The sequence below is a fragment of the Peribacillus sp. P4_C12 genome (genome assembly GCF_056402095.1).
The window spans coordinates 1-5,045 of record NZ_JBFUIB010000269.1 but is presented as its reverse complement, the minus strand read 5'-3'; the positions used below and the strand labels follow the sequence as shown (position 1 = coordinate 5,045).

Below are 5,045 nucleotides of genomic sequence, written 5' to 3'. Positions count from 1 at the left end.
ATGATGGTACTGTTAGCATCAATGGCATTTTCCACAAGTTCCTTCACGACTGAGGCAGGGCGTTCTACAACTTCGCCAGCTGCGATTTTATTCGATAAAGCCTCGTCAAGCTGTATGATTTTTCCCAATTTCATCGCCTCACTTCAATAGTTCATTTTAGTTTCTTTTGCAATTTATAAAGAATATTCATCGCATCGAGCGGTGTCATTTCCAGAATATCAAGCGATTTAATGTCATCGAGCACCTTTTTTTCCTTAGGAGAAGAACTTATTTTTTCTTTAGGAGCCTCTTCTCTGAAAAAGGATAGCTGTGCCTCATTGACCTCCGCTTTAGGAGCAGTTTCAGTAATTGGTTCTTTTGAAACAACGGCTGGCTGTGCAGGCAATTCCTTTGCTTGGCCATTTTCATTTTCTAGCTGTGCTAAAATAGCTGCTGCACGGTCAATTAACTGTTTCGGCAAATCAGCAAGCTTAGCCACATGAATTCCATAACTTTTATCTGCTGGTCCTTCTTTTATTTTATGAAGGAAGACAACATTTCCATTTTGCTCAATTGCACTAACATGGATATTTTTCAATTTAGGTAGCTCCGATGCGAGTACAGTCAATTCATGATAGTGTGTTGAAAAGAGTGTCTTTGCTCCAATTTCTTCATGAATATATTCTATGATGGCCTGAGCAAGTGCCATACCATCGTAAGTGGAGGTCCCACGTCCAATTTCATCAAATAAAATCAGACTGTTTTCAGTCGCATTAGTGATCGCATTTCTTGCTTCGAGCATCTCGACCATAAACGTACTCTGGCCGGAAATCAGATCATCGGCCGCTCCAATCCTAGTAAACACTTTATCAAAAATAGGTAATTCAGCTGTAGTTGCTGATACGAAACAGCCAATCTGTGCCAGAATAGATGTTAGCGCAATCTGACGCATATACGTACTTTTCCCGGACATATTCGGACCTGTAATTAAGAGTAGTTCTCGATCGCTATCCATAAAGCAGTCATTTGGGACATACTCCTGTGATTGAAGCACTTTTTCGACTACAGGATGTCGTCCTTCCTTCAAAACAATTCTTCGATTCTCTGAAAAGACCGGCTTCACATAATGACGCTCTTCGCTAATAGTCGCAAAGCACTGTAGAACGTCTAGCTCACTGACGCCTTTCGCTAGATCTTGTAAACGCGGGATATAGCTTTTTATCTCTTCGCGAAGATTGAGGAATAAGTCATATTCTAAACCGATGCTTTTTTCCTCGGCTTGTAAAATTAACGCTTCTTTTTCTTTTAATTCAGGTGTGATATAACGTTCAGCATTCGTTAAAGTCTGCTTCCGTTCATAGCGCCCCTCTTCAAGCAGATGCAGATTAGCCCGGGTGACTTCAATATAATAACCGAACACACGGTTATAACCGATTTTCAATGACCTAATCCCTGTGCGTTCCCGTTCCTCTCGTTCAAGCTGAGCAATCCAAGTTTTTCCGTTCCTACTGGCATCTCGGTATGTATCCAGCTCCGTGTGGAAACCATCTCGAATAATATTCCCTTCCTTAACGGACAACGGCGGGTTTTCAACAAGCGCAGTTTCGAGCAAATCTGTCACTTCTTCACATGGATCCAATTTATCGGCAAGAACAGAAATATCCTGATTAGAGGCCATTGACTTTACAATTTCACGGATGACAGGCACCTGTTGCAACGAACGTTTCAACTGGATCAAGTCTCGCGCGTTAACATTCCCAAAGGCGACTCGTCCAGCAAGCCGCTCCAAATCGTACACTTCCTTCAGACGCTCACGGAGGTCTTGACGTTCGAAGTATTGACTTTTCAGTGTTTCAACAAGACTTTGTCTCCGCTCAATTTGTTTTTTATTAATGAGTGGTCTGTCAATCCACTGCTTAAGCATACGTCCACCCATTGCTGTTTTCGTTTCATCAAGAAGCCATAATAATGATCCTTTTTTACCTTTGGAACGGATGGTTTCGGTCAATTCCAAATTTCGTTTGCTATAATAATCAATTTTCATATAGTGTGACGTCTCATATGCAAGAACCGGCTGCAAATGATCAAGACTTCGTTTTTGGGTACGATATAAATAATTCAATAAACGAGAGGTCGTTGTCATCTGCTTTTCGTCCTTTAATAGATGCAGTAAAGGAACGAACGACTCACTATGTTCCAAATTGTCCTCTAATGATAAAGCGGCAGCGCCCCGTTCCTGAAGTTTCTTTTTCCATTCTTCATTAAAATCAGCAGCAATAACAACTTCGCTCGCACCAAGGATGGCAAATTCATTCAGTACCTCATCAAAGTTCTCAATCAAAGTGACCTTATTTTCACCTGTCGATAAATCGTTGTATCCAAAACCAAACTGGTCATTAGAAAAATGAGTGATCGTCGCAATGTAATTGTTTTCTTTTTCACGAAGACCCTTGCTATCCATTTTCGTTCCCGGCGTAATCAGCTGAACAACTTCCCTGCGTACTACCCCTTTGGCTTGCTTAGGATCTTCTGTCTGTTCACAAATCGCTACTTTAAATCCTTTTTCTATCAATATATCAATATAATTAGCCGCCGAATGATACGGAATCCCGCACATTGGAATTCGGTCTTCACTTCCACCTTCTCGGCTCGTTAATGTTATTTCGAGCTCCTGTGACGCATTCAGCGCGTCATCAAAAAACATTTCATAAAAATCGCCTAAACGAAAAAATAAAAAGGCATCTTGATACTCTGCCTTAATTTTTAAATATTGTTGAATCATCGGAGTATATCCAGCCATTCCTTCAAAACCTTTCCTAACTAAAATCTATTACTCACATATGTCTTTTATTATAACATATGGGAAAGTAACATTGCCTATATTCGAAATTGCATGGTAAATCCTTGAACCTGTGAGTAAAGCTGATAAATTCACTATTCTCTACAGGTATTAACAAGTAAAACTTAACATTATATCCGTAAACTTATTGGGACTGGTATATCAATATGCCTGCATAAAGCCTGTCCCTCTTCAAATTAAATAAAACCGGATGAAGGGAATGTCATCCGGTAGTGAATTTCTATATTCTATTCGTCTATTCGTCTTCGAATTCATCTAGGAAATCCGGATCTAAATCTTCGAATTCCTCATCATCGAAATCAGAGCCCCAGTCATCCTCACAGCGGCCATCTGGATGTACAGCGACACAAATTTTTGTTTCGCCGACGACTTCTACAAAGAATTCTCTTTCCACATGGACAATGATTTTTTGTCCACACGGGGAGATGCAAGCTTCTAAACAATTAGGCTGTTGGACAGCTTGTGCAACGATTTCATGGTCATCATGACAATCCGGATCACGGTATTTCAGCGAAATCACGTCGGTATATTGTACTTTTTCAGTAACAACTTCCGTCTTTGAATTATGGTTATAGGAATACCAAACGTTGATTTCGTAGCTGCCGTGTATTTCTACCTTTTTGCCGACTTTCTTTGCATCGTATTTATGGTTGATGATCCAACAACCTAGAATGCTAGAAGGATGATGAGCCGGGCAAATGGTGTGTGAGGACTTTGTGAATTTCCGTCCCTTTGCCACCACCGCTTTAGTAATTATCTCTCTATATTGTGACATGCTAGCGAACCCTCCTCATACAGTTTYCATTCATCCTATGCGTGGTAAAAGTCTAGTGTGCGTAGAATTTTTATTGTTTGAAAACTGCTGTATTGTTTTAAACCTAGGTTATTTTATGCGCATGTTTTGGGATATGTGTCACGAATGGGCACTGTATAAGGATTTACGAGTATAAAAAAGCCCTCCTGAAATCAGAAGGGTTTTAGAAAAGGTTATGAACAGCTTCCACCACCAGCCTGTACCTGCGAACCTGTTTCACCGCGAAGGATGTCTCCTTCGGTTGATTCAATAATTAAATCCGTCACCTTATTAGAAACTTGTGAGGAGACCATTTGTAAAAGATCATTTACATCAACTTGGGATTGTTTGAATTCTTGGACAATCGGAAGTTCGTCTAATTGTTTTTCAAGTGCATCAATTTTGGCCTGTACTTGGCCGTACGCTTTCTCTTTTCCATAATGTTGGAAGTTAACAGCCTGCTTTTGCAAGCTTTTGATGCTCGCGATCATTTCACGGATTTTTTGGTTTTCGTTGATGTGAGCTTCCGCCCGTTTAAAGAAATCGACTTCTTCTGTGCTGGCAATCATTTCAGCCAACTCTGCCGCTTTTGTTAAAATATCGTCTTTTGTATATTTCGTCATTTTACTCCACCTCAATCGCTGTAGCTTCTTCAACCATATCCCCATTTAATGACCATGTTTTCGTTCCAGTGATTTTCACCTTTACGATTTGGCCAATGGCAGATTTTGGTCCTTTGAAGTTCACAAGCTTATTTTTCGTTGTATAACCTGCTAACACATCCGGATTCTTCTTGCTTTCTCCTTCTACAAGGACTTCTACAATCTGTCCATCATACTCTTTCATTTTTAACGCACACGTTTCATTAACAAGCGCATTCAAGCGTTGCAGGCGTTCTTTTTTCACTTCCATCGGTACATTATCCTGCATTTTCGCGGCTGGTGTTCCCTCGCGTGGTGAATAAATGAAGGTATAAGCAGCGTCGAAACCAACTTCTCGGTATAAAGACATTGTTTCTTCAAAATGCTCTTCCGTTTCATTCGGATAGCCGACAATGATGTCTGTTGTTAAAGATGCAGTTGGGATCGCTTCTTTAATTTTTCTAACTAGCTCTAAATATTGCTCGCGCGTATATTTACGAGCCATAATCTTAAGCGTTTCCGTACTTCCTGATTGAACAGGAAGATGGATGTGGTCTACTAGATTTCCACCTTTTGCTAGGACTTCAATTAAGTGATCATCAAAGTCACGTGGATGACTAGTTGTAAAACGAATACGCGGAATATCAATCTTGCGGATTTCATCCATCAAATCACCGAGACGGTATTTAATATCCGTAAAATCTTTACCATATGCATTCACATTTTGGCCAAGCAGTGTTATTTCTTTATATCCTTGTGCCGCTAAATGACG

General features: G+C 40.3%; 4 protein-coding genes. All 4 read right to left on the bottom strand.

The features are described 5' to 3' along the window. Nucleotides 1-151: 151 nt before the first annotated feature. The gene (gene mutS, locus AC1DUW_RS20770; protein WP_477643342.1) at nt 152-2,779 is read right to left on the bottom strand and encodes a DNA mismatch repair protein MutS; all 2,628 of its coding nucleotides are present in this window, start codon (nt 2,777-2,779) and stop codon (nt 152-154) included. 295 nt (nt 2,780-3,074) lie between these two features. After that, complete coding sequence (locus AC1DUW_RS20765; RefSeq protein WP_053345402.1) at nt 3,075-3,614, bottom strand: outer spore coat protein CotE; 540 nt, start codon at nt 3,612-3,614, stop codon at nt 3,075-3,077. Between the two features lie 212 nt (nt 3,615-3,826). After that, complete coding sequence (locus AC1DUW_RS20760) at nt 3,827-4,255, bottom strand: YlbF/YmcA family competence regulator (RefSeq protein ID WP_053345401.1); 429 nt, start codon at nt 4,253-4,255, stop codon at nt 3,827-3,829. 1 nt (nt 4,256) lies between these two features. Continuing rightward, on the bottom strand, nt 4,257-5,045 hold a 789-nt coding region (gene miaB / locus AC1DUW_RS20755; protein ID WP_477643341.1), incomplete at its 5' end, for a tRNA (N6-isopentenyl adenosine(37)-C2)-methylthiotransferase MiaB.

Bases quoted from the DNA above. Each gene is read 5' to 3' on its own strand.
- mutS (WP_477643342.1), bottom strand. From the start codon at position 2,779: ATGGCTGGATATACTCCGATGATTCAACAATATTTAAAAATTAAGGCA.
- AC1DUW_RS20760 (WP_053345401.1), bottom strand. From the start codon at position 4,255: ATGACGAAATATACAAAAGACGATATTTTAACAAAAGCGGCAGAGTTG.
- AC1DUW_RS20765 (WP_053345402.1), bottom strand. From the start codon at position 3,614: ATGTCACAATATAGAGAGATAATTACTAAAGCGGTGGTGGCAAAGGGA.